Origin of the sequence: Mangrovicoccus sp. HB161399 (assembly GCF_013184745.1) — a bacterium.
Taxonomy (GTDB): Bacteria; Pseudomonadota; Alphaproteobacteria; order Rhodobacterales; family Rhodobacteraceae; genus Mangrovicoccus.
The window spans coordinates 1-22492 of sequence record NZ_JAATVU010000082.1; the positions used below are offsets into that span (position 1 = coordinate 1).

The following is a 22492-nucleotide window of genomic DNA, read 5'->3' on the forward strand; positions in this document are numbered from 1 at the left end:
GCGCTCATTGAGAAAGTCACTCCCTGCCTATCGCTGGAAATGAGATCTCAGAACCGCCGCCTCACAAACAGGTGGGGCCGGGACATCGCATACGAACCGTTTGCTGGAAGCTGGTTCCAAGAATCCCAAAATCGACTGGTTGCGGGAATTCGTCCTGCCCGCATCCGCTGCGGCAGCCGGAGCCTTGGCGCCGATCTACCTGCCACAGCTCTTCGGAACGATCGGTTCAGGTGCGAGCTTTCTTCTTGGACCGGACATCAAGGAATCGGTTGCCGCTCTATCGCAGTGCTACGCAGACTTCGTGCGCCCGGAGGTTGTGCCAAATCTGCCTGCGCCCGATACGGTTTTGGCGGCGGTTGAACGCTAGCGCGAAGGGGCGCGCCCGAGCCTGGGAGGGCGGGTGCTGCATGGGAGCTTGGCGGGACGCTGCCAGAGGACCTGACACCGGTGCTGGCCGGAACGTCGAAAGCGCCCTCCCGGGGGGAGGGTCGGGCGCGGCCCGGGCTGGCGCCCGTGCCAAGGTCTGCACAGTTGATCCTTGCATGGAACAGGGCTAGCGAAGGCCTAGATGTGGCGGACTCTTCCCGGAAAGGACAGGACATGACGGACAATCCCACGGCGGCGATGCTGGTGATCGGGGACGAGATCCTCTCGGGACGGACCCGCGATTCCAACATGCATTTCCTCGCCAATGCGCTGACCCGCCACAATATCCCGCTGATGGAGGTCCGCGTCGTCCCCGATGTCGCGGCCACCATCACCGCCTCCGTCCGGGCGCTGTCGGAGGCCCATACCTATGTCTTCACCTCGGGGGGCATCGGGCCGACCCATGACGACATCACCGCCGATGCCGTCGCCGCCGCCTTCGGCGCGCATATCGACGTGAGGGACGACGCCCGCGCGATCCTCGAGACGCATTACGCCAATCGCGGCACCCAGATCAACGAGGCGCGGCTGCGCATGGCGCGCATCCCCGACGGTGCCGCGCTGATCGACAACCCGGTCTCGGCCGCGCCGGGCTTCACGCTCGGCAATGTCCACGTGATGGCGGGCGTGCCGACGGTCTTCGAGGCGATGGTCGCCTCTGTCATCCCGACGCTCACCGGCGGCGCGCCGCTGCTGAGCCAGTCGGTGACGCTCTACATCCCCGAGGGCGAGCTCGCTGGGCCGCTTGGCGCCCTGGCACAGGAATTCCCCGAGCTGTCGATGGGCAGCTACCCGTTCCAGCGCGACGGAGCCTTCGGCGCGCAGATTGTCGTGCGCGGCACCGACGGGCCGCGGATCGATGCGGCGATGGCCCGGCTGGGCGAGGTGCTGCCGCAGGTGGGCAAGTGAGCCTGCCCGGCGCGGAGGAGATGCGCGCGGCGCTGGCCGCGACATGGCCCGCCGCCGAAGAGCATGCCGTTGGCCCGTTCCGGCTGCGCCGCTCGCCGGGCGGCGGCCAGCGCGTGACTGCCGGGCGCGCCCTGCCGGGCGCCGAGGGCCTGGCCGAGGCGCTGCCGCGGGCGGTGGCGCAGATGCAGGCCTGGGGGCAGGCACCGGTCTTCCAGATCCTGCCGGACACGCCGGGGCTCGACGCGCTGCTCGAAGGCGAGGGCTACGCGATCAAGGACCCGTCGATCCTCTATGCCGCCCCGCTGGCCGCCTTTGCCGGGATCGACGCGCCGCGGCTTTCCGCCTTCGCGCATTGGCCGCCGCTGGCGGTGCAGGAGGAGATCTGGAGCCTGGGCGGGATCGGCCGCGACCGGCTGGCGGTGATGTCCCGGACCGCGGGGCCGCATGTCTCGCTGCTGGCACGGGACGGGGACCGGCCGGCCGGGACGGCCTTTGCCGCGGTCCATGGCCAGGTGGCGATGATCCATGCGATCGAGATCCGGCCGGAGCTGCGCCGCCGCGGCAACGGCGCGCGGCTGATGGCGCGGGCGGCGGAATGGGCAGGGGAGCAGGGCGCTGCCTTCCTGGCCCTTGCGGTGACCGAGGGCAATGCCGGGGCGCGGGCGCTCTATGCCGGGCTCGGGATGGAGCCGGTGCTGCGCTACCATTACCGCGTGCTCCCTTGAGGCCGGGCCGGCCCCTGCTGGCGGCGCTCCTGCTGGGCGCTGCGCCTGCGCTGGCGGCGGCGCAGGAGGACGCGGCGGAAACCGGCCGCCGCGAGGACCCTGCCGGGCGCTACACCCTGCCGACCGGCGCCTTCGACGGGCGTTTGCTGCCGCAGCGGGCGGTGGAGGGGCGGCGCGAAATGGCCGCCTGGTCGCAGCCGGTCGGGCCGGGCGTGACGCCGCTTTCGGTTTTCGAGGGGCTGGCGGAGGCCATCGGCGGGAGCGGTGCGAACATCTTGTTCCGCTGCGCGGCCGAGGCCTGCGGCGGCTTCGATTTCCGCAGCGGGATCGAACTGCTGCCGCCGCCGGAGATGTATCTCGACCTGGCGGAATTCTACGTGCTCGGCGCCGAGACCGGCACCGGCGATGCGCAGGGACTGAAGCTCCTGGTGGTCAGCCGCACGTCCTCGGCGGTGTTCTGGCAGGTGACGGAGCTGCAGCCCGCCTCCGTCGCCCCGGCGGAGGGCCTTCCGTCCGCAACTCCGGACGCTGCGGCCCCGGAAGCCCCGCAGGGGCAGGGCGGGCTGGCGGCCACGTTCGACCGCGACGGGGTGGCCGTGCTCGGCGATGTCAGCTTTGCCAGCGGCAAGTCGGATCTCGGTCCGGAGCCTCCGGAGAGCCTTGCAGCGCTGGCGGCCTACCTGCAGCTCCATCCCGGCTACCGCGCCACCATTGTCGGCCACAGCGACTCCAGCGGCTCGGCAGCGGGCAACATGGCCCTGTCTCGCCGCCGCGCGGAGGCGGTGCGCGACATGCTGGTCAGGACATTCGGGGTGGCTGCCGGACGTCTCGATGCCGCCGGAGCCGGGGCGCTGGCACCGCGCGCCAGCAACGCGACCGAGGACGGCCGCCGGGAAAACCGGCGCGTCGAAGCGGTGATTTCCTTCGATTGAGGGGGTCAGGCGATGGCGCGGTCCGAAACGGACGGCTCTTCGACATAGCTGTCGAGCAGGAACTGAACGAAGCTGCGGACGCGCGGCAGGCTGCCATTGCTGGGCGCATGGGCGACGAAGAGCGGCGCGGTCTGGGCGGGCAGCCCGGGCATGGCGTGCTGGAGCTGGCCGCGGGCAACGGCCTCGGATACGAGGAAGTCGGGAAGGAAGGCGATGCCCATGCCGGCGATCGCGCTGTCTTTAAGGCAGCTTCCGCTGTTGGTCGCCAGGCGGCCGCGGGTGCGCACGACGCGGGCTTCGCCGCTTGCCGAGACCAGCGTCCAGGCCGGATCGTTTCCGGATTCCAGCTGGTGCAGCAGCACGTGCTGGGCCAGGTCCTCGATCCGGGACGGGCGGCCGCGGCGGTCGAGATAGGCTGGGCTGGCGACCAGCATGCGGGTGACGGTGTCGAGCTTGTGGCTGCGCAGCGAGCTGTCGGGTTTCGCGCCGAGGCTGATCGACAGGTCGATGTCGCTGCGGGTCGCTTCGGCGAGGTCGTGGCCCAGAACCAGGTTCACGTCGACGCCGGGGTTCTCTTCCAGGTAGCGGGCAACCATCGGCGCAAGAACGCAGGCACCGTAATCGGAGGGCGCGAGGATCTGCAGCGTGCCGGTCGGTTCGGCCTGCATGCCCTGCACGGCGGCGTCGGCCTGCAGCGCGGCATTCAGAACGCTCCGGGCTCGGTCGTAATAGACCAGTCCGATATCGGTCGGGTTGACCCTGCGCGTCGTCCGGTTGAGCAGGCGCGCGCCTAGGCGGCTCTCGAGGGACGAGACGTGCTTGGAGACTGCGGATTTCGATATCCCCAGCTTCTGGGCGGCACCGGTGAAACCGCCTTGGTCTACGACCGCGGCAAAGGCTTCCATTTCAGACAATCTGTCCATACAGCACTCCGAGCTTCATGACTGCGCAGATGTGATTACGCAGTAATTCTGTACAATTCGAATAAATTCATCGCATAATCGTACTCAAACTCCAAGTATCGGCCATTGGTCTGGTTAACACATTTCCGCCAAGACCGGAATTTTCCATAATATATGAACAGTATTTATGTGATGGCAATCTTTTCATTTCTTCGCCGTTCCCCCGCTTCTGCATCAAAAACGGATATAATTCTTAAGAAGTGAAAGGAAAGCAGACAGGATGATCAAATTTTGAGTGCAACGCGTACAGCCTGCAAGATAGCCCGCTTCGCATCGATTCCCTTTGCGGAGAGCGCGCCGCCGACCAAGTGGGTCCGTCCCTCTGGGCGGATTTCCGCCAACCGTGCCAGGGAGTCCACCGGATCCTGCCCGGCGCAGACCACGATCTGGTCCGCCGGATAGGTCCGGACTTCTCCAGACTTGGCGTATCGCAGCCCCTCGGGGCTGATTCCCAGGTACTCCACCCCGGCCTCCATCTTCACGCCCCTGGCGCGCAGGCTGCTGCGGTGGATCCAGCCGGTTGTCTTTCCCAGCGTTGCGCCGAACTTCCCGGGGCGGCGCTGGAACATCGTGATTTCGCGCGGCGCGGGCGCGGGCTGCGCGCCTCCGGGCCGCAGCCCGCCGCGGTCCTGCAGCGGATCGCCGACACCCCATTCGCGCCGCCAGGCCTCCGGGTCCTGCGAGGGTCGGTCGCCCGGCGCATGGGCCAGGAATTCGGCCACGTCGAAGCCGATGCCGCCGCCGCCGATCACCGCGACCCGCTGCCCGGGCTCGACCGCGCCCGACAGCAGCTCCGCATAGTCCACCGCCTGCGGCAGCCCGGTCCCGGGAATGCCGGGATCGCGCGGGCGGACGCCGGTGGCGATGACCAGCTCGTCGAACTCCGGGAGGTCCTCTTCCGCGGCGCTGCGGCCCAGCCTGAGGGCCACGCCCGAGGCCGCCAGCTCGGTTGCGTACCAGTCGAGCAGGCCGCGGAATTCCTCCTTGCCGGGGATGCGCGCGGCCAGCCGCAGCTGCCCGCCGATCTCGGGCTCCGCCTCGAACAGCGTCACCGCATGGCCGCGCCGGTCCGCCTCCAGCGCTGCGGCGAGGCCGGCCGGGCCCGCGCCGACCACCGCCACCGTTTTCGCCGCGGCGGCGGGAGGCGCCGCCAGGACGGTTTCGTGGCAGGCGCGCGGATTGACGAGGCAGCTGGTCAGCTTCATCGAGAAAGTGTGGTCCAGGCAGGCCTGGTTGCAGGCGATGCAGGGCGCGATCCGGCGGGCCTCGCCGCGGGCGGCCTTGGCGACGAAGTCCGGATCGGCGAGGAAGGGGCGCGCCATCGACACCATGTCGGCGCAGCCCTCGGCCAGCACCTCCTCGGCGATCTCCGGCGTGTTGATCCGGTTCGAGGTGACGACGGGAATGCCGACCTCTCCCATCAGCCGCTTGGTCACCCAGGCAAAGGCGCGGCGCGGCACGGAAGTGGCGATGGTGGGGATCCGGGCCTCGTGCCAGCCGATGCCGGTATTCAGGATCGAGGCGCCTGCCGCCTCCGCCGCGCGCGCCAGGGTGACGACCTCGTCCCAGCTGGAGCCGTCCGGCACCAGGTCGATCATCGACAGGCGGAAGATCACGATGAAATCCGGCCCGACCGCCCAGCGGACGCGGCGCACGACATCCAGCGGGAGACGCATCCGGTTCTCGTAGCTGCCGCCCCAGCCGTCCTCGCGCCGGTTGGTGTGCCGGACCAGGAACTGGTTGAGGAAATAGCCCTCCGACCCCATGATCTCGACGCCGTCATAGCCCGCTTCGCGCGCCCGTGCCGCGGCAGCGGCGATGTCGGCGACCTGCTTTTCGATGCCGGCTTCGTCCAGCTCCCGCGGGCGGTGGGGCGAGATCGGCGAGCGGATCGCCGAAGGTGCCACCGCGTCCGGCGAATAGGCGTAGCGCCCGGCATGCAGGATCTGCGCCGCGATCAGCCCGCCCGCGCCATGCACCCGCTCGGTGACCTGGCGGTGGTGCGCGACGTCCTCCGCCGACATCAGCCCGGCCGCCCCGGGCAGCACCGCGCCCTCTGGATTGGGCGCCAGGCCGCCGGTGACCATCAGCGCGGCCCCGCCCTCGGCCCGCGCCGCATAGAAGGTGCCGACCCGCGCCCAGTCGCCGGTCTCTTCCAGCCCGGTATGCATGGAGCCCATCAGCGCCCGGTTCGGCAGCGTGACATGGCCCAGGTCGAGCGGGCGCAGAAGATGCGGGTAAGCGGTCATGGCGGTCCTCCTGAGGGACAGGGAAAGCGCGGCCGGGCCGGGCTGTCCAGAGCCCGTGGCGGGAACGCGGCGTCACGGGACGCGGTCAAAGGACTGGGGCTGGGGTGCGGCGGATTGCGAGGGCGGGGATCGCGGCAGCGCTGCCGCGGGAGAGGCCGGAGAAGACGAGATCGACCCAGGCGCGGCGGGGCAGGCCCCTGAGCGGCGGCGGAGCGGACGGACCGGGACCCAGCGCGATCTCCTGCGGGCCGGGGGCGGCGGAGATCGGCACGGTCACCTGCCAGGGATCGCCGGCATCGCGGATCGACAGGCGCAGATGGGCCGCGCCCGGCATCGGGCCGTCGAGGGCGGCAAGGTCCAGCCGGACGCGCAGGTCGTGCGCGGGCCCGAGATCGGCCGCCATCTCCCCGGGCAGGTCCAGCGCCAGCGAGACATAGCCCGGCGCGGCCTCCCCGGCCCGCAGGGCCAGCCCGGTGCCGAGGGCCTCCAGAACCGGAGCCGCCGCGCCGCCGCCATGGTACAGCGCGGTGCCGGGGGCGAAGCGCCCCTGCAGAGGTCCCGCCGGCAGCGGATGGTTCCAGGGAGAGGGCAGATGCTCCAGCACCCTGCGCGGCTGCCGGAAGGCGCCGGGGCCGGGCAGCGGCGCTGTCATGCCGCCGGGCCTGCCACGGGGCGCAATGCCGGCCTGAGCAGGATGGCCCGACCGCCGCCGGTCCGGCCTCCGGGCGCGGCGGCGGCCGGGTCGGGCCTTGTCCTGCTCTCCGGGCCGGGCCGGTCCATCACATCATGAAGCTGCGGGCGATGCCCGGGATGATGATGTCGCGGATTGCGATGATCGCGATGAACACCACCAGCGGCGCCAGGTCCAGCGCCCCGGTATTCGGCAGGATCCGCCGCACCGGCGCATAGAGCGGCTCGAGCAGCCGGTTCAGCCCGTCCCAGATCTGGTAGACCAGCGGCTGGCTCAGGTTCAGCACGTTGAAATTGATCAGCCAGCTCATAATGATGTGCACGATCATGATGAAGAAGACGACGCTGAGGATCAGGTCGACGAGCTGCAGGATCATGATCATGGGACGTGTTCTCCTCGGGAATGACGCTTTGCCCAGCACCTAGGCATTCAAGGTAAAAAGAACAAGAACGGACGCCATGTCCAGCTTGACGCGGCCGCAGCGCGCCGCTCCCTTGCGGGCAGGCGAAAAGAGGGGTGCCATGTATCCGTTTGTCCGAATGGGAGTCGATCTGTGGCTCCACCGCAAGGCGCCGCCGCTCTCGCCGCTGGAGACCCACAGCACGGCCCACCGCATCTGGCCGTGGGATCTCGACATCTTCCTCGAACTCAACAACGGCCGCACCCTGACGCTCTACGACGTCGCCCGCGTGGTCCATGCGCGGCGCAGCGGCCTGTGGGACACGCTGAAGGCCGAGGGCTGGGGCATGACCGTCGCGGGGCTCTCGGTGCGCTACCGCCGCCGGGTGCGGGTCTTCCAGAAAGTGGAGTCGCGCGTGCGCCTCGTGGCCTGGGATGCCCGCTTCTTCTATCTCGACCAGTCGATGTGGCGGAAGGGCGAGTGCGCCTCGCAGATCCTCGCGCGGATCGCGGTGACAAATCCCGACGGCATCGTGCCGACCGACCGGGTGCTGGACGGGATGGGCTATGGCGGACGCAAGCCGGTGGCGCCCGAGTGGGTGCAGGCCTGGATCGAGGCCGAGTCGCTGCGCCCCTGGCCGCCGCGGTAGCCGTCCCCGACTCGCTTGGAACATCCCGGAACGCGTGCTATCCCTTGTGGAATGAACGCGCATGACCGCAATATCAGCCCTGCTCCGATCCGCCAGCTCGACGAGGCGGCGATCAACCGCATCGCCGCGGGCGAGGTGGTGGAACGCCCCGCCTCTGCCGTCAAGGAACTGGCGGAGAACGCGCTCGATGCCGGCGCCGGCCGGATCGAGATCGACTATGCCGATGGCGGCAAGACGCTGATCCGGGTCACCGATGACGGCCATGGCATCGCCGCCGCCGACCTGCCGCTGGCGATGGCGCGCCACGCGACCTCCAAGATCGACGGCACCGACCTGCTGAACATCCACAGCTTCGGCTTCCGCGGCGAGGCGCTGCCCTCGCTGGGCGCGGTCGGCCGCCTGTCCGTCACCAGCCGCCCGCAGGGCGCCGAGGCCGCCGCCATCTCGGTCGAGGGCGGGGCGCTCGGCCCGGTCCGGCCGGCGGCGCTGAACCGCGGCACCGTGGTGGAGCTGCGCGACCTCTTCTATGCGACGCCGGCCCGGCTGAAATTCCTGCGCACCGACCGCGCCGAGGCGCAGGCCATCGCCGACACCGTCCGCCGCCTTGCCATGGCCGAACCCGCCGTTGCCTTCACCCTGAGGGAAAGCCGCGACGGCGACAGCCGGACGGTGCTGAGGCTCGACGCGGAGGCCGGCGACCTGTTCGACGCGCTGCATGGCCGCCTGACCCGCCTGCTCGGCGCCGAGTTCACCGCCAACGCGATCCCGGTCGATGCCGAGCGCGAGGGCGTCCGCCTGACCGGCTATGCCGCGCTGCCCACCTATGCGCGCGGCTCGTCGCAGGCACAGTACCTCTTCGTCAACGGCCGCCCGGTGCGGGACAAGCTGCTCTCCGGCGCGCTTCGCGCCGCCTACATGGACGTGCTGCCCTCGGGCCGCTACCCGGCCGCGGTGCTCTTCGTGGATCTCGACCCCGTGGAGGTCGACGTCAACGTCCATCCCGCCAAGGCAGAGGTCCGGTTCCGCGATTCCGGCACGGTGCGCGGGCTGATCGTCTCCGCGCTGCGCCATGCGCTGGCAGGCGGAGGGCACCGCGCCTCCTCCACCGTGTCCGGCGCGATGCTGGGCGCCTTCCGTGCCGAGGAGCCGACGGCCACCGGCGCGCCGCGCATCTACCAGATGGACCGCCCCTCGCAGGGCAGCCTGCGCGCCGCCTATGCCGCCCAAGCGCCCGCGCCGTCGCCGGTCATGGACGAACTCCCGGCGCCGCAGCCGATGGCCGGGTTCGGCGAACCCTCCGCCCGGTTCGAACAGGCTGCGCCTGTCGACGGGGATGGGCCCGCGCCGCAGAACCATCCGCTCGGCGCCGCGCGCGCGCAGCTGCACGAGAACTACATCATCGCCCAGACGCCCGACGGCATGGTGATTGTCGACCAGCATGCCGCGCATGAGCGGCTGGTCTACGAGGAGCTGAAGGAACAGGCCGCGACGCGGTCCGTGCCTGCCCAGGCGCTCCTGATCCCCGAGATCGTCACGCTGCCCGCCGGCGGCGCCGAGGCACTGCTGGAGATCGCCGACGAGCTGGCGGGGGCGGGGCTGTCGCTCGAGCCCTTCGGGCCCGACACGGTGGCAGTGCGCGAAACGCCCGCGATCCTTGGCCATGTCGATGCTGCCGGGCTGCTGCGCGACATCTGGGACGAGCTCGAAGGCACCGGCGGCGACGCGCTGAAGGCGCGGATCGACGCGGTGCTGTCGCGCATGGCCTGCCACGGCTCGGTGCGCTCCGGCCGCCAGATGCAGCCGCAGGAGATGAACGCGCTCCTGCGCAAGATGGAGGCGACGCCGCTCTCGGGCCAGTGCAACCACGGGCGGCCGACCTATGTGAAGCTGCGTCTCCAGGACATCGAGCGGCTCTTCGGGCGCACATGACCGCTGCGGACCTGCCCATCGATCCGGCCGATCCGCGGCTCTGGCTGGCGGGGGCGGCGGTGCTGCTCCTTCTTCTCCTGCTGTCGATCCGGGCGTCGTCGCGGGCCGCGCGCCAGTCCGAGGCGCTGGCCCAGTCGATGCAGGCGGTGGGCAACCGCGTGCAGGGGCTGGGCGAGGCGCAGCAGCGGCTGGCCGGCGGGCTGACCCATGTCGCCGAGGCGCAGGCGGCGGCGCAGTCGGCGATGCTCGCCACCATGGAGCGGCGGCTGGAAGAGGTCACCAAGTCGATGGGCGACACGCTGCACGGCCAGGCGACGCGGACCGCGCGCTCCTTGGGCGAGCTGCAGCAGCGGCTGCAGGCCATCGACAAGGCGCAGGCGAATATCGAGAAGCTTTCGGGCGACGTGCTGGGGCTGCAGGACATCCTGGCGAACAAGCAGACCCGCGGCGCCTTCGGCGAGATCCAGCTCAACGACATCGTGCAGAAGGCGCTGCCCTCGGACAGCTACACGATGCAGGCGACGCTGTCGAACGGGCGGCGGGCGGATTGCCTGATCCACCTGCCGAACCCGCCGGGGCCGATCGTCATCGACTCGAAATTCCCGCTGGAAGCCTACGAGAAGCTGCGCAACGCCAGGGACGAGCGCGCCCTGGCCGAGGCGGCCCGCGACATGCGCACCGCCGTGCGCAGCCACCTGCGCGCGATCGCCGAGAAATACGTGATCGAGGGCGAGACCGCCGACGGCGCTCTGATGTTCCTGCCCTCCGAGGCGGTCTATGCCGAGCTGCATGCCAGCTTTCCCGAGCTGATCCGCGAGGGATTCGCGCTGCGGGTCTGGACGGTCTCGCCGACCACCTGCATGGCGACGCTGAACACCATGCGCGCCGTGCTGAAGGACGTGCGGATGCGCGAGCAGGCCGGGCATGTGCGGCGCGAGCTGGCGCTTCTGGCGAAGGACGTGGACCGGCTGGGCGACCGGGTCGGCAATCTCGACCGGCATTTCGGCCAGGCCGCGAAGGACATCGCCGACATCAAGATCAGCGCCGAGAAGGCCGGGCGGCGGGCGCAGCGGCTCGACAATTTCGACTTCGAGGAGATCGCGCCGGGCGCGGAGCCGCCGATCAAGGCTGCCGCCGGCCTGCCTCTGGCGGAGTGACCGCGGGGGCGCTATCTTGCGTCCTGCAGTCACCCATAAAAAAATGCAGGCAGAACCATCATGCGGATCCTTCCGGCACTCCCGGTCCTAGCGGGCCTCCTTCTCGCATCCCCCGTCCTTGCCGCCGAGGCGGTCTTCGGCATCGGCCAGAGCAACCCGCAGGAATCGCGCGATGACCGCGATCTCAGCGTCTCGGCGGACATCCGGTCCAACACCCTCGCCGATCTGGGCGGCGTCGAGCTCCGCGCCGGGGCGGGCGCGGTCGCGGACGGCATCGACGAACTCTGGGTCGGCGCCGGGTTCACCGCCGAGGTGCCGCTGGGCGGGTCCTGGTTCGCCGAAGGCAGCGTGATGCCCGGCTACTACGATTTCACCGACGGGGTGAACACCAAGGACGACCTGGCGCTGCGCACCCGGCTGGGGCTGGGCGTGCGCCTGGACTCGGGCGATGCGGTCTCGGTCGCGATCGACCACCGCGCCGGTCCGGACGGCGGATTCCGTTCCGAGGCCGAGCGGCTGGGCATCCAGTACCACCATTCCTTCGGCGGCTACTGATCCTTTCGTGCCCGGGCGACCGCGAAGATCGCCCGGGTCGCGAAGGAGACCGATCCGTCGGCATTGAGGTAATGTCCGAGCGGCTCCGGCGCCGCGCTGCGCAGCCGGTCCATCATCCCGTCGTCGACCATTTCCGCCAGCGTCCAGCCGCCGATCTCGGTATCCAGCCAGGCCGCCATCGACGGGTGCCGGACCTCGCCGGTGCGCAGGGTGATCTGCGGGTCGTGCAGGCCGGCCGCGGCGAAGAGGGCGGCGATCCGGGTCCTGTCGCCCAGGCAGAACGGCGCCTTCAGCGCCTCGGCCCCGGCCGGCCCGACGATCTCGCCGACCAGGGGGATCAGGTCGCAGTAGCCCGGCGATTTCGGCCAGCTGTCGAACACCGCGACGGCGACATGGCCGCCGGGGCGGGTGACGCGGGCCATTTCCCGCAGCGCCGCGGCGCGGTCGCCGAAGAACATCAGGCCGAACTGGCAGGTCACCGCGTCGAAGGCCTCGTCCGGAAAGGGCAGCGCTTCGGCGTCCGCCCGGCGGAAGGCGACGCCGGGGGCCAGCGGCCGGGCGACGGCCAGCATGCCCTCGTTGATGTCGGTGGCGGTCACCGCCGCGCCGCGCGCGGCCGCCGCCCGCGCCGCGACCCCGGTGCCGGTGGCCACGTCGAGCACCTGCATTCCGGCCCGGATTCCGGCGGCCTCGGCCAGCATCGGCCCGAACTGCCCGAACAGGGCGGGCACGAAGACATCCTCGTAGATTTCGGCGGCGCCCCGGCTGACCTGTCCGGCGGCGGCATCTTTCTCCTGAACCGTCATTTCTTCCTCCCGAGTCGTTCGACTCCACCCCTGCAGGATAGCACGGTCCGGGCCGTTTCCCGCGCGCGCCGGGACGCGGGCGGAAGGGTGTTCGCCAGCTGCGTCCCCGCCCGCAGCCTGCGCACCGATCCCGAGCCTTGGCTTTCCGGCCCCTGCCAACTACGTTCCGCGCCGAAAGGGAGCCCTGCATGCCGATCGTCTCCGTCCAGGACGTCAAGAAGACCTATGCCTCCGGTTTCGAGGCGCTGAAGGGCGTCAGCCTCGATATCGAGGAGGGCGAGATCCTCGCGCTGCTGGGGCCGAACGGCGCGGGCAAGACCACGCTGATCTCGTCGATCTGCGGCATCACCCGGCCGAGCTCGGGGCGGATCCTCGTCGGCGGCCATGACGTCGTTTCCGACTACCGCAACGCGCGCCGCCTGATCGGGCTGGTGCCGCAGGAGCTGAACTTGGAGCCCTTCGCGCCGGTGGGGCCTGCCGTCGCCTTCTCGCGCGGGCTGTTCGGGATGCGCCGGGACCCGGACAAGGTGGAGCAGGTGCTGCGCCAGCTGTCGCTGTGGGAGAAGCGCAAGTCGCGGATGCGCGAGCTGTCGGGCGGCATGAAGCGCCGCGTGCTGATCGCCAAGGCGCTGGCCCATGAACCGCGGGTGCTGTTCCTCGACGAGCCGACCGCGGGCGTGGATGTCGAGCTGCGCCGCGACATGTGGAACGTGGTGGCCGAACTGAAGAAGCAGGGCGTGACCATCATCCTGACCACGCATTACATCGAGGAGGCCGAGGCCATCGCCGACCGGATCGGCGTGATCAACGGCGGGCGCATCCTGCTGGTCGAGGACAAGGCCTCGCTGATGGCGCGGATGGGGCGCAAGAACCTCAGCGTGCACCTGCGCGAGCCGGTCGCCGCGGTCCCGGCATCGCTGGGGGATTACGGGCTGGAGCTGTGCAACGGCGGCCGCACGCTGATCTATTCCTACGACACCAAGTCCGACGGCACCGGGATCACCCGGCTCCTTTCGGACCTGCAGGAGGCCGGGCTGTCGATGCGCGACCTGGAGACCCGGCAATCCAGCCTCGAGGACATCTTCGTCGATCTCGTGAAGGAGCAGGCATGAGCCCGACCGCCATCTGGACCATGTATCTCTTCGAGATGAGCCGGTTCTTCCGCTCGCTGGTGCAGAGCCTGATCTCGCCGGTGATCTCCACCTCGCTCTATTTCGTCGTCTTCGGCGCCGCGATCGGCCGCAACATCGACGAGATGGACGGCATTCCCTACGGCGCCTTCATCGTGCCGGGGCTGGTGATGCTGTCGGTGATGACCCAGTCGGTGTCGAACGGCAGCTTCGGCATCTATTTCCCGAAATTCATGGGCACGATCTACGAGCAGCTATCCGCGCCGGTGAGCTTCCTGGAGATCGTCATCGCCTATGCCGGGGCGGCGGCGACCAAGGCGCTCCTGATCGGCTCGATCATCCTGCTGACCTCGACCTTCTTCGTCGAGCTGGACATCCGCCATCCGCTGATGGCGGCGGCGTTCCTGCTGCTGACCTGCATCAGCTTCTCGCTCCTGGGCTTCATCATCGGCATCTGGGCGGAGAATTTCGAGCAGCTTCAGCTGGTGCCGCTTCTCGTGATCACGCCGCTGGTCTTCCTGGGCGGCAGCTTCTACTCGGTCTCGCTGCTTCCGGGCATCTGGCACACGATCAGCCTGTTCAACCCGGTGGTCTACCTGGTCTCGGGCTTCCGCTGGGCGTTCTTCGGCACGGCCGAGGTGCCGGTCGGGCTGAGCCTGCTTGCGATCGGCGCCTTCACCGCGCTCTGCTTGCTGGTGATCTGGCGCATCTTCCAGACCGGCTGGCGCATCCGGCAGTGACCCCCCTCACCCCGGCCCTCTCCCCCCGCGGGGGAGAGGGCGGGCGGCACGTTTCCTGCTGGGGATCCGTGCCGAACCGGAGTAGCGTTGGCGCGCCGGGACAAGACAGGAGGGCAAGCGATGGGAATCCGCCAGACACAGGGGCGCGGCAAGCGCTATGACAGCGTTCTGGAGGCTGTCGGCGACACGCCGGTGATCCGCATCAACCGGATCGCGCCGGAGGGCGTCACCGTCTACGTCAAGTTCGAGGCCTTCAACCCGGGCGGTTCGGTCAAGGACCGCCTGGCGCTGAACATCATCGAGGCCGCAGAGCGCGAGGGCCGCCTGAGCCCGGGCCAGACCGTGGTCGAAGCGACCTCGGGCAATACCGGCATCGGCCTTGCCATGGTCTGCGCCGCCAAGGGCTATCCGCTGGTCGTGACCATGGCCGAGAGTTTCTCGGTGGAGCGGCGCAAGCTCATGCGCTTCCTCGGTGCCAAGGTGGTGCTGACGCCGAAGGCGCTGAAGGGCTACGGCATGTATTCCAAGGCCAAGGAGCTGGCAGAGGCGAATGGCTGGTTCCTGGCCTCGCAATTCGAGACCAAGGACAATGCCGACATCCACGAGACGACCACCGCGCAGGAGATCCTCGGCGATTTCGAGGGCGAGCGGCTGGACTATTTCGTCTCGGGCTACGGCACCGGCGGCACGGTGACCGGCGTCGCGCGGGTGCTGAAGGAGAAGCGGCCGGAGACCAGGATCATCCTGTCGGAGCCCGCCAATGCCGCGATCGTCGGCTCGGGCTACGTCAACACCCGCAATGCCGCGCACCAGCCGACCGAGGGCCATCCCGATTTCAACCCGCATCCGATCCAGGGATGGACCCCGGATTTCATCCCCTGGGTGCTGCAGGAGGCGATCGATGGCGGATATTACGACGAACTGCTGCCGGTGACCGGGCCGGATTCCATCGCCTGGTCGCGGCGGCTGGCGGCGGAGGAAGGGATCTTCACCGGGATTTCCGGCGGGGCGACCTTCGCCGTGGCGATGCAGCTGGCGAAGACTGCGCCGGCGGGGTCGGTCATGCTGGTCATGCTGCCCGATACCGGCGAGCGCTATCTCTCCACGCCGCTCTTCGAGGGGATTGCCGAGGGTATGACGGAACAGGAGGAGGCGATCTCCTTCTCGACGCCCTACGGCCAGATGGCGGCGGAATGACCTAGCCCAACGCGTCCAGATAGGCCCGCACGGCCGTCTGGACGTGGCGGAAGCGGTCGCCGCCCAGATGCTTGCCGCCGTACCAGCGCGTGACCACCACGATGTGGTCGCGCAGCCCCTCGCGTTCGAGCATGCGGACGATCACCATGCCGGCGCCGCTTTCGCCGTCGTCGTTCTTCACCGGCCCGTCCCCGCCGAGCCAGGCCCAGGTGTTGTGGGTGGCCTTGGCGAATTTCTTCTTCCGCTTGAGTTCCTTCAGGAAGGCCTGCGCCTCCGCGTCGGAGCGGCAGGGGCCGCCGGAGACCGCGTATTTCGAGCCCCGGTCGGTCAGGATGTTGTCGAGCACCAGCATGGGGGCAGGGGGTAGCCCCGCCCGGCGGGCGGGGCAACCGGTTTGATGCCGCGTTCAGGCCGCGACCGGCGCCAGCGCCGCCTTCAGCGCATCGGCCAGCGAGGTGGTCGGGCGGTGGATCAGGGTCGACAGGGTGTGGCCGTCATCGAAGAGCGCGCCCTTGGCGGCCTCGCCGTCGAAGCCGGCATAGGCGGCCGCGACCGGCGCCGGGAATCCCGCGCCCTCCAGCACGCCGGCATAGTCCTCCACGGACATGTCCGCGTAGGGGATCTGCTTGCCCGCCTGCGCCGACAGCGCCGCTGCCAGATCGGCCAGCGTGTAGCTGGCGTCGCCCGAAAGCTCGTAGGTCTTGCCTTCATGGCCTCCGCCGGTCAGCACCGCCGCCGCCGCTTCGGCGTAATCCTCGCGGGTGGCCGAGGAAATCCGGCCGTCGCCCGCTGCGCCGGCGAAGGCGCCGTGCTGGAGCGCGGAGGGAACCGAGGCCAGGTAGTTCTCGGTGTACCAGCCGTTGCGCAGGATCGTGAACGCGATGCCGCTGTCCTTCAGCGCCGCTTCGGTGGCGACATGCTCGGGCGCAAGGCTGAGCGTCGAGGTGCCGGCGTGCAGCAGGCTGGTATAGACGATGTGGCCGACGCCGGCCTCCTTGGCGGCGGCGATCACCGCCTTGTGCTGGCGTTCGCGCTGGCCTATCTCGCTGCCCGAGATCAGCATCAGCGTGTCGACGCCCGCAAGCGCAGATGCGTCGGGGGCGTCATAGTCGAAGGCTTTCGCGGGAATGCCCAGATCGGCGGCCTTCGCCGGGCTGCGGACCAGAGCCAGCAGGTCGGTGGCACCCTTTTCCTTCAGCTTGGCGACCAGAATGCGGCCCAGTTGGCCGGTGGCGGCTGTCACGGCAATCATGACATTCTCCTTTTCGTTGTCTGGCGCCAATCTATCCGCTATACGAACTTTCCGTAAGTACGCACGAAAAGGTAAGCACCCCTCATGGATGCACAGGACACCGCCCCCCCGCGCACATCGCTGCTGGAGCGCCACGACCGCGGCGACGTGATGGCTGCAGCCTGTCCCAGCCGGGCGATCCTCAGCCACATGACCAGCCGCTGGGGCGTGCTGGTCATGGTGGCGCTGGCCGAGGACACCCACCGTTTCAGCGCGCTGCGGCGCCGGATCGGCGGGATCAGCGAACGGATGCTGGCGCAGACGCTGAAGGACCTGGAGGGCGACCGGCTGGTGCACCGCCATGCGCTGGACACCGTGCCGCCGCATGTCGAATACAGCCTGACGCCGCTGGGGCGCGAGGCGGCGGCGCATCTGGAGGCGCTGACCGGCTGGATCGAGGACAATCTTCCGCGTATCTCGGGCACAGATTCGGACCTGAGCTGACGGAGCCCCAATGTCCCCCACGCTGACGGCCTACGGGGCCCTGCTGATCGCGATCCTGTGCGAGATCGCGGCGACGTCGACCCTGCCCAGAACGCAGGAATTCACCCGGCTCTGGCCCTCGCTTGCCGTCATCTGCGGCATCGGCGCCGCGCTCTACTTCCTGACGGTGGCGCTGCGCGTGCTGCCGCTGGGCGTCGCCTATGCGGTCTGGAGCGGGGTCGGCATCACCTTGACGGCTATTCTCGGCCTCGTGCTCTACGGCCAGCGGCTCGACGCGGCGGCGGTGATCGGCATCGCGCTGATCGTGGCGGGCTGCGTCGTCATGCAGGCGTTTTCATCCGTCGGGCATTGAGCCGAGATAGTCCTCCAGCAGGGCGGCCAGATGCGGGATCCGGCGCGGGTTCTGCATATAGGCCTCGGGCTCGATCAGCCGCCAGAACTGTCCCTCCTCGCCGAAGCGGATGTCGGCCTCGGCCCCGGCCGGCAGATGGGCGGCGAAGAACCAGTTGAGCCAGCCCTGTTCATGGCTGCGATGGGCGATCGCGTGGTGCAGCTCGCCGGGATCGAGATCCAGGCCGAACTCCTCGCGGGTCTCGCGCAGCACGGTCTCCTCCGGCGTCTCGTTGCCTTCGCGGCCGCCGCCGGGGAAATCCCACTGGTCGGGAAACGGGATCGAGGGAAGGTCGTCGCGCAGGTAGACCAGCAGCAGCCCGCCGATGAACAGCGCCACCTTGGCGCCGGCAAATGACTCGCGCGCCTCCTGTTCCGAACCCGCTGCACGGATTATACTGAACATATGCCTGCCCTCTGCCGCGACTGCCTCACTTCGTTCGAGACCGGTTCCCGCTGCCCGTCCTGCCGGGGGCCGCGCATCGTTGCGCATAACGAGCTCTGGGATCTCTCCATCGCCCATATGGATTGCGATGCCTTTTACGCCAGTGTCGAGAAGCGGGATTTTCCGGAATTGCGCGACCGCCCGCTGATTGTCGGCGGGGGCAAGCGCGGCGTGGTCTCGACGGCCTGCTACATTGCCCGGATCCGGGGCGTCCGCTCGGCCATGCCGATGTTCCAGGCGCTGAAGCTCTGCCCCGACGCGGTGGTGGTGAAGGGGCGGATGTCTGTCTATGTGGAGGTTTCCCGCCAGATCCGCGCGCTGATGGAGGAGCTGACCCCGGCGATCGAGCCGCTGTCGCTGGACGAGGCGTTCCTCGACCTGACCGGAACGGCGCGGCTGCACGGCGCGCCGCCCGCGGTGATGCTGGCGCGGCTGGTGAAGCGGATGGAGACCGAGATCGGAGTCTCGGGCTCGATCGGGCTGTCGCACAACAAGTTCCTCGCCAAGATCGCCAGCGACCTCGATAAGCCGAAGGGCTTTGCCGTGATCGGCCGGGCGGAGACGGCGGATTTCCTGCGCGACAAGCCGGTGGGGATGATCTGGGGCGTCGGACAGGCGGGGCAGGCGGCGCTGCATGCCGTCGGCATCCGCACCATCGGCGACCTGCGGCGCTGGGAGCAGAAGGAGCTGATTTCCCGCTTCGGCACAATGGGCGACCGGCTGTGGCACCTGGCGCGCGGCCAGGATGCCCGCAGGGTCACGCGCAACGCACCGGTGAAGTCGATCTCCAACGAGACGACCTTCCACGAGGATACCGGCGACCGGGACGTCATGGACGGCCATCTGTGGCGCATGTCCGAAAAGGTCGCCGACCGCGCCAAGGCGCAGGACAGGGCGGGCCGGGTGGTGGTGCTGAAGCTCAAGCGCGCCGATTTCTCGCTGATTACCCGCCGCCACGCGCTGCGCGAGCCGACCCAGATGGCCGACGTGATCTACCGTGCCGCACGGGAGCTCTTCGACCAGGTGCGGGAGCCCGGCCCCTGGCGGCTGCTGGGCGTCGGCATTTCGGAAATCGTGCCTGCCGAGCGCGCGGATCTGAGCGGCGACCTGCTCGACCCGGATTCGGTCAGGCGCGCCGCGGCAGAGCGCGCGACCGACGCGATCCGCGCGCGCTTCGGCTCTGCGGCCATCCAGAAGGGCCGAAGCCTGCGCTGAGCGGCTTTCTGCACATGCAATGCCGCGCATGCGTGAAATTTCCGCGGTCTGCGAACGGAAACGTGTCGCAAAAAATTTGGCAGATGTCGCAAATCAGGCTATACACAGGGTCATAGCCCAGCCGGGAGAGCGCGGAGCGATCCGCCGCCGAAGGAGCAATCGCCCCGAAAACTCTCAGGCAAACGGACCGGCTGGGGGTCAGAACTCCGAAGAGCGGCACGCGCCCACCGAAGGAGCAAGCCCATGTCCGGATGGTCCGGCGCGGGTGAATCTCTCAGGTCCCATACGGAGGGGGTTTAGGCGTCGGCCGCAGGCTGCGCGAACCCTGAGGACCTGTGACTATGCATATTGCCGTTCTGGGCGCCGGTATCACCGGCATCACCACCGCATTCCAGCTTCACGACCGTGGCTTCGAAGTCACCGTCATCGACCGGCAGCGCTATGCCGGGATGGAAACCTCCTTTGCCAATGGCGGCCAGCTCTCCGCCTCCAACGGCGAGGTCTGGAATTCCTGGGCCACGGTGTTCAAAGGCCTGAAATGGATGCTCAAATCGGATGCGCCGCTCCTGGTGAACCCGAAGCCGAGCTGGCACAAGATTTCCTGGATGGGCGAATTCCTCGCCAACATCCCGCATTACAAGGCCAACACGATCGAGACCGCCCGCATGGCGCAGGCCGCCCGCGGCGTCTTCGTCGAGATGGCCGAGCGCGCCGGGATCGACTTCAACCACGAGCCGGCCGGCATCGTCCATTTCTACCGCAAGGAAAAGGACATGGCCGCCGCGCGCAAGACCAACGAGCTCTACAAGGCTGCCGGCCTCGAGCGCCGCGAGCTGAGCCCGGCCGAGGTCCTGGCCGCGGTTCCGCAGCTGCGCACCGACGTGGTCGGCGGCTACATGACCGAGAGCGACACGACCGGCGACATCCACAAGTACACGTTCGGCCTGGCCCAGTGGCTGAAGGGCGAGGGCGTGCATTTCGAGATGGGCCGCGAGATCGTCGAGGCGAAGGCCGAGGATGACGGCGTGCTCATCCAGCTCGGCACCGAGAAGCTGCGCTTCGACGGCGTTGTCGTCTCGGCCGGGGTCGGCTCGCGCAAGCTGGCGCAGGGCTTCGGCGACCGGGTGAACATCTATCCGGTGAAGGGCTACTCGATCACCGTGCAGCTCGACGACGAGAAGAGCCAGCAGGGCGCGCCCTGGGTCTCGATCCTCGACGATGCGGCCAAGATCGTGACCTCGCGCCTGGGCCGGGACCGCTTCCGCGTGGCGGGCACCGCCGAGTTCAACGGCGAGAACCGCGACATCCGCGCCGACCGGATCAAGCCGCTGGAGAAATGGGTGGAGATGTACTTCCCCGATGTCTCCACCGAACGCTGCGTGCCCTGGGCGGGCCTGCGCCCGATGATGCCGAACATGATGCCCCGCGTCGGCCGCGGCAAGCATCCGCGCGTCTTCTACAACACTGGCCACGGCCACCTGGGCTGGACCCTGTCGGGCGTCACCGCGGCGACTGTCGGCGATGTCGTCGCCAGTGCCTACGAGATGGAGCGCCCGTCGGTCCATTCCATGCAGAAGCTCGCCGCCGAGTGAGCCTCAGCCGGTCGGGGAGAGATCCTCGACCTCGCCGTTCTCGGGGCGCAGCGCCTGCGCCTCGCTGACCAGCGCCGCGATCTGGCGGTCGACCGCCGCGCGGCGCGGTCCCGGCGCCAATGAGTCCCTCAGACTGGACAGCAGCCTGTGCGCGTGGCGCGTGACCATCGGGTCGCCCGCGACATAGGGACGGCTGTCGGTATGGGCCACGTCCAGCACGGTGGTGAAGCCCAGCAGCCGCTCGGGATCGCAGAGGCCCTCCGCATTCGCGGGATCGACCGGGCCGCGCGCGGCCAGCAGGTGCAGCGCGGCATGCAGCCAGTTCAGGCAGTTCATCGCCGTCACCGGGTCGTTCACGCCGGGCGACAGCGCACGGGCCAGCACCTCGAGCAGCTGCTGCGCGATGAACAGGGGATTCTGCGCCTCGGTCCGTCCGGTCCCGGTGGCGAAGCAGGCGCGCAGCTTGCCGATTTCCGCTTCCGTCAGCTTGTCCGCGCTGCCGACGGTGGCCACCGGCACATGCGGCCCGACGAAATCGCCTGGCCCGCAGTCCAGCCGCAGCGCCCAGCCCTTTTCCTTCGCGAGCGTCCTCAGCCCGTCCGTGTCCAGCGCCTGCAGGTATCCGTTGACCTCGAGCGACACCGTCTCGGTCCGCCCGGCGGGGCAGGGCGCGGCGCCCGGCCCGGCCTCGGGAAGGGTATCGATCGCCTCCAAGAGCCGCCGTCCGAGCGCGGCCGAAACGTTCTCCAGCGAGATGATCTCGGGGATGTGGTGGACGAAATAGATCAGCACCCCGACCGAGACGAAGGCCAGCCCCAGCGAGACCGAGAGCGACAGCGCAGGCAGCCAGGCAAAGCCGTTCTCGCCGTCCTGCACGCCGCGCAGGATGGTCAGCGAGAAGACGAAGGTGGAGAGCAGCACGCCGAGCGACACCTGCACGCCGCGGTCCTGCATGAAATTGCCGATGAGGCGGGGCCCGAAATTCGACGAGGCGAAGCTGACCGCGACCATGGTCATCGAGAACATAACGCCCGCGGCGCCGAGCGCGGATTGCGCGATCACGCCCAGAACCGACCTTGCGGCGCTGGCATCGGTTTCGAACAGCACATGCGGCATCCAGCCGGTGACGCCCTGGCGGTCGAGCCATTCGCATAGCGCGGCGGCGCCGAGCGCCAGCAGCGCCATGGCGGAGGGCACGAACCAGTAGCTGTAGCGCAGGTCGATCAGGAGCTTGCGCAGGAGCGCGGGCAGCAATTTGGTCATGTGTCCCCGGAACCGGTTTTTCCGGACCAACTGCGCATGGGGGCATCCGGTTCCCGATCCGGGCGGCGATTTCCGCTGGGCTCCGGACGGATCGGGGTTTCGCCGTGCGCGCACGATTCGTCGCCCTTGGCTCGGTTGGCCGGAAAATGCGCAGCTCGGGCACCATGGCCTCCGGGCAACCGCCCCTGCCTGTTGCACCGCTTCATGCAAGGCGCAGGAAATCAGGAAGCCTCGATCCAGCAGTGCCGGGGAACTAATCCGGAGCTTTTGGCTTCTGTCATTGTGATGTTTCTGGTGCTGGCTAGGCTCTGGACACATTGAGTTTCACAGCCAGTAGATAACGACTGCCGCGAGGGCGATAGCTGAGAAGAACACCTTCGGGCATCTGTCGTATC

Annotated in this window: 23 protein-coding genes and 1 riboswitch; of the genes, 14 read left to right on the forward strand and 9 right to left on the reverse strand. The window is 69.0% G+C overall.

The window, feature by feature from the left end; all coding sequences use genetic code 11:
- Positions 1-600 precede the first annotated feature (600 nt).
- The 3 genes from HCC78_RS27105 to HCC78_RS27115 are packed head-to-tail and all read left to right on the forward strand — an operon-like array spanning position 601 to position 2992.
- Positions 601-1335 carry a molybdopterin-binding protein gene (locus HCC78_RS27105; protein WP_172331902.1) on the forward strand — a complete coding sequence of 245 codons (735 nt, stop codon included), beginning with the start codon at positions 601-603 and terminating at the stop codon, positions 1333-1335.
- The gene (locus HCC78_RS27110) at positions 1332-2060 is read left to right on the forward strand and encodes a GNAT family N-acetyltransferase (protein WP_371743943.1); all 729 of its coding nucleotides are present in this window, start codon (positions 1332-1334) and stop codon (positions 2058-2060) included. The genes HCC78_RS27105 and HCC78_RS27110 overlap by 4 nt, the downstream gene beginning before the upstream one ends.
- Complete coding sequence (locus HCC78_RS27115; protein ID WP_172331903.1) at positions 2057-2992, forward strand: OmpA family protein; 936 nt, start codon at positions 2057-2059, stop codon at positions 2990-2992. Before HCC78_RS27110 ends, HCC78_RS27115 begins: the two co-directional genes overlap by 4 nt.
- Positions 2993-2997: 5 nt before the next feature.
- Here the strand turns inward: HCC78_RS27115 and HCC78_RS27120 are convergent, their stop codons facing one another.
- The 4 genes from HCC78_RS27120 to HCC78_RS27135 all read right to left on the reverse strand — a co-directional run bounded on the left by HCC78_RS27120 (position 2998) and on the right by HCC78_RS27135 (position 7276).
- Positions 2998-3915 (reverse strand): LysR family transcriptional regulator, encoded by a 918-nt coding sequence (locus tag HCC78_RS27120; protein ID WP_172331904.1) that lies wholly within the window; start codon positions 3913-3915, stop codon positions 2998-3000.
- Positions 3916-4178: 263 nt separating this feature from the next.
- Entirely contained in the window at positions 4179-6203 is a 2025-nt protein-coding gene (locus HCC78_RS27125) for an NADPH-dependent 2,4-dienoyl-CoA reductase (protein ID WP_172331905.1), read from the reverse strand.
- A gap of 85 nt (positions 6204-6288) precedes the next feature.
- Positions 6289-6855: a hypothetical protein gene (locus tag HCC78_RS27130; protein ID WP_172331906.1), complete on the reverse strand. Its 567-nt coding sequence runs from the start codon at positions 6853-6855 to the stop codon at positions 6289-6291.
- Positions 6856-6982: 127 nt separating this feature from the next.
- Entirely contained in the window at positions 6983-7276 is a 294-nt protein-coding gene (locus HCC78_RS27135) for a YggT family protein (protein WP_172331907.1), read from the reverse strand.
- A gap of 139 nt (positions 7277-7415) precedes the next feature.
- Between HCC78_RS27135 and HCC78_RS27140 the strand changes: the two genes are divergently transcribed.
- The 4 genes from HCC78_RS27140 to HCC78_RS27155 are packed head-to-tail and all read left to right on the forward strand — an operon-like array spanning position 7416 to position 11584.
- On the forward strand, positions 7416-7943 hold the full coding sequence (locus tag HCC78_RS27140; RefSeq protein WP_172331908.1) for an acyl-CoA thioesterase: 528 nt from the start codon (positions 7416-7418) through the stop codon (positions 7941-7943).
- 51 nt (positions 7944-7994) lie between these two features.
- Positions 7995-9872: a DNA mismatch repair endonuclease MutL gene (gene mutL / locus HCC78_RS27145; RefSeq protein ID WP_172331909.1), complete on the forward strand. Its 1878-nt coding sequence runs from the start codon at positions 7995-7997 to the stop codon at positions 9870-9872.
- On the forward strand, positions 9869-11029 hold the full coding sequence (locus HCC78_RS27150) for a DNA recombination protein RmuC (protein WP_172331910.1): 1161 nt from the start codon (positions 9869-9871) through the stop codon (positions 11027-11029). Before mutL ends, HCC78_RS27150 begins: the two co-directional genes overlap by 4 nt.
- Positions 11030-11089: 60 nt before the next feature.
- Positions 11090-11584 carry a hypothetical protein gene (locus HCC78_RS27155; RefSeq protein ID WP_172331911.1) on the forward strand — a complete coding sequence of 165 codons (495 nt, stop codon included), beginning with the start codon at positions 11090-11092 and terminating at the stop codon, positions 11582-11584.
- On the opposite strand, the gene HCC78_RS27160 is transcribed toward HCC78_RS27155, so the two are convergent.
- Positions 11578-12390, reverse strand: a complete 813-nt coding sequence (locus tag HCC78_RS27160) for a class I SAM-dependent methyltransferase (RefSeq protein ID WP_172331912.1) — start codon at positions 12388-12390, stop codon at positions 11578-11580. The genes HCC78_RS27155 and HCC78_RS27160 overlap by 7 nt on opposite strands.
- 188 nt (positions 12391-12578) lie before the next feature.
- Between HCC78_RS27160 and HCC78_RS27165 the strand changes: the two genes are divergently transcribed.
- From HCC78_RS27165 to cysK, 3 genes are all read left to right on the forward strand, one after another.
- Entirely contained in the window at positions 12579-13502 is a 924-nt protein-coding gene (locus tag HCC78_RS27165) for an ABC transporter ATP-binding protein (protein WP_172331913.1), read from the forward strand.
- Complete coding sequence (locus HCC78_RS27170) at positions 13499-14260, forward strand: ABC transporter permease (RefSeq protein WP_172331914.1); 762 nt, start codon at positions 13499-13501, stop codon at positions 14258-14260. The genes HCC78_RS27165 and HCC78_RS27170 overlap by 4 nt, the downstream gene beginning before the upstream one ends.
- Before the next feature lie 120 nt (positions 14261-14380).
- A complete protein-coding gene (gene cysK / locus HCC78_RS27175) occupies positions 14381-15457 on the forward strand; it encodes a cysteine synthase A (RefSeq protein WP_172331915.1) in 1077 nt (358 codons plus the stop codon).
- A gap of 1 nt (position 15458) precedes the next feature.
- On the opposite strand, the gene HCC78_RS27180 is transcribed toward cysK, so the two are convergent.
- Entirely contained in the window at positions 15459-15809 is a 351-nt protein-coding gene (locus tag HCC78_RS27180) for a YigZ family protein (RefSeq protein WP_172331916.1), read from the reverse strand.
- Positions 15810-15863: 54 nt separating this feature from the next.
- On the reverse strand, positions 15864-16709 hold the full coding sequence (locus HCC78_RS27185; RefSeq protein ID WP_172331917.1) for an SDR family oxidoreductase: 846 nt from the start codon (positions 16707-16709) through the stop codon (positions 15864-15866).
- Positions 16710-16793: 84 nt separating this feature from the next.
- On the opposite strand from HCC78_RS27185, the gene HCC78_RS27190 reads away from it, so the two are divergent.
- Both HCC78_RS27190 and HCC78_RS27195 read left to right on the forward strand, forming a co-directional pair.
- Positions 16794-17192, forward strand: coding sequence for a helix-turn-helix domain-containing protein (locus HCC78_RS27190; protein WP_172331918.1), 399 nt, complete (start codon positions 16794-16796; stop codon positions 17190-17192).
- Positions 17193-17202: 10 nt separating this feature from the next.
- Entirely contained in the window at positions 17203-17544 is a 342-nt protein-coding gene (locus HCC78_RS27195) for a multidrug efflux SMR transporter (protein WP_172331919.1), read from the forward strand.
- Here HCC78_RS27195 and HCC78_RS27200 read toward each other — a convergent pair.
- Complete coding sequence (locus tag HCC78_RS27200; protein WP_172331920.1) at positions 17527-17988, reverse strand: NUDIX domain-containing protein; 462 nt, start codon at positions 17986-17988, stop codon at positions 17527-17529. The two genes, HCC78_RS27195 and HCC78_RS27200, sit on opposite strands and share 18 nt — an antisense overlap.
- Here HCC78_RS27200 and HCC78_RS27205 point away from each other — a divergent pair, their 5' ends adjacent.
- The gene (locus HCC78_RS27205) at positions 17989-19242 is read left to right on the forward strand and encodes a DNA polymerase IV (protein WP_172331921.1); all 1254 of its coding nucleotides are present in this window, start codon (positions 17989-17991) and stop codon (positions 19240-19242) included.
- A 112-nt stretch (positions 19243-19354) separates the two neighbouring features.
- A riboswitch (glycine riboswitch) is annotated at positions 19355-19442 on the forward strand.
- Between the two features lie 141 nt (positions 19443-19583).
- Positions 19584-20834: a D-amino acid dehydrogenase gene (locus tag HCC78_RS27210; protein WP_172331922.1), complete on the forward strand. Its 1251-nt coding sequence runs from the start codon at positions 19584-19586 to the stop codon at positions 20832-20834.
- A 3-nt stretch (positions 20835-20837) separates the two neighbouring features.
- Here the strand turns inward: HCC78_RS27210 and HCC78_RS27215 are convergent, their stop codons facing one another.
- Positions 20838-22097, reverse strand: a complete 1260-nt coding sequence (locus tag HCC78_RS27215) for a DUF2254 domain-containing protein (protein WP_172331923.1) — start codon at positions 22095-22097, stop codon at positions 20838-20840.
- Positions 22098-22492 lie beyond the last annotated feature (395 nt).